This is a genomic window from Pseudokineococcus marinus, assembly GCF_013004605.1.
Taxonomy (GTDB): Bacteria; Actinomycetota; Actinomycetes; order Actinomycetales; family Quadrisphaeraceae; genus Pseudokineococcus; species Pseudokineococcus marinus.
The window spans coordinates 1-1471 of the sequence record NZ_JABEMA010000499.1; the positions used below are offsets into that span (position 1 = coordinate 1).

Consider the following 1471-nt stretch of genomic DNA (forward strand, 5'->3'; position numbering starts at 1 on the left):
CCGGCCCGCGCACCGCCCGAGCGGCGCCGGCCACGACGCCCGGCCCGTGAGGGCGCTCGGCCGCGGCCTGCTGGGCGCGGCCGCCCTCATCGCCGTCCTCACCGCGCTCGCCCGCGTCGCGGGCTTCCTGCGCGGGCTCGTCTTCACCGCCGGCGTCGGCAACGCGACCGTGGTCGGCGAGGCCTACAACGCCGCGAACACCGTGCCCAACGTCCTCTTCGAGGTCGTGGCGGGCGGCGCGCTGGCGGGCGCCGTCGTCCCGCTCCTCGCCGGGCCTCTGGCGGCGGGGGACCGGCGGGGCGCCGAGCGGGTCGTGGGCGCGCTGCTGGGGTGGACCCTCGTCCTGCTCGTGCCCGCCGCCGTGGCGGTGGCGGCCCTCGCGGGGCCCCTGTCGCACCTCCTGCGCCCCGGCGCCGCGCTCGCCGACCAGCGGGCCCTCGTCGCCGCGATGCTCGTCGTCTTCGCCCCCCAGGTCGTCCTCTACGGCCTCGGCGTCGTCCTCACCGGGGCCCTCCAGGCGCAGCGGCGCTTCACCTGGCCCGCGCTCGCCCCGCTCCTGTCGAGCCTCACGGTCATCGGCGCCTACGCCCTCTACGCCCGTCTGTCGGGGCCCGGGGCGGGTGACGGCCCAGCGGCCGGTCCGGCGCTCGCCGTCCTCGCCGGCGGCACGACCCTCGGCGTGGCCGTCCTCACGCTGCCGCTGCTCGGCCCCGTCCTCGCCGGCGGGCTGCGCCCCCGGCCCACGCTCCGGTTCCCGCCCGGGGTGCTGCGCCGCGCCCGGGGGCTCGCCGCGGCGGGGCTGCTGGCGCTGCTCGCCCAGCAGGCCGCCGTCCTGACGGCCCTGCTGCTGGGGGGCCGGCTCGGCGACCCGGCGCCCGGCTCCTTCAGCGTCTTCGTCCAGGTCGTGCAGCCCGTGTCGCTGCTCCCCTACGCCGTGCTCGCCGTCCCCCTGGCGACGAGCGCCTTCCCGCGGCTCGCGGAGCTGGCGGCGCGCGGGGACGCGGGCGGCTTCGCCCGGACGGCGGCCGCGAGCACCCGCGCGGTCGTGCTCGTGGCGCTCCTGGGCACCGCCCTCCTCGTGGCGGTCGCCCCGGCCGTCCAGGCCCTCTACGCGGCGCTCGACGCGGGCGGGGCGGGGGACGGGACCGGCCGCACGACCGCCTACGACGCCGTGGCGGACGCCGTCACGGCCGTCGCCCCGGCGCTGCTGGGGCTCGCCCTCGTGGCCCACGTGGGGCGCGCCCTCTACGCCCTCGAGCGCGGCCGGGCGGCGGCCACGGCCACCGTCACCGGCTGGCTCGCCGTCGTCGTGGCCGAGGTGGCGCTGGCCGCGGTGCTCCCTGGCGAGGACCGCGTGGTGGCGCTGGCGGCCGGCACGAGCGCCGGCATGGTGGTGGCCGCGGTGCTGCTCCTGCGGGCCCTGGGCGCCGCGGCGGGGCCCCGCGCCCTGTCCGGCGTGGGTCGCACCCTC

The 1471-nt window shown here is 81.0% G+C and carries 1 protein-coding gene; it reads left to right on the plus strand.

What is annotated here, in order from left to right:
• Positions 1–46: 46 nt before the first annotated feature.
• On the plus strand, positions 47–1471 hold a 1425-nt coding region (gene murJ, locus HLB09_RS16990), incomplete at its 3' end, for a murein biosynthesis integral membrane protein MurJ (protein WP_171204468.1).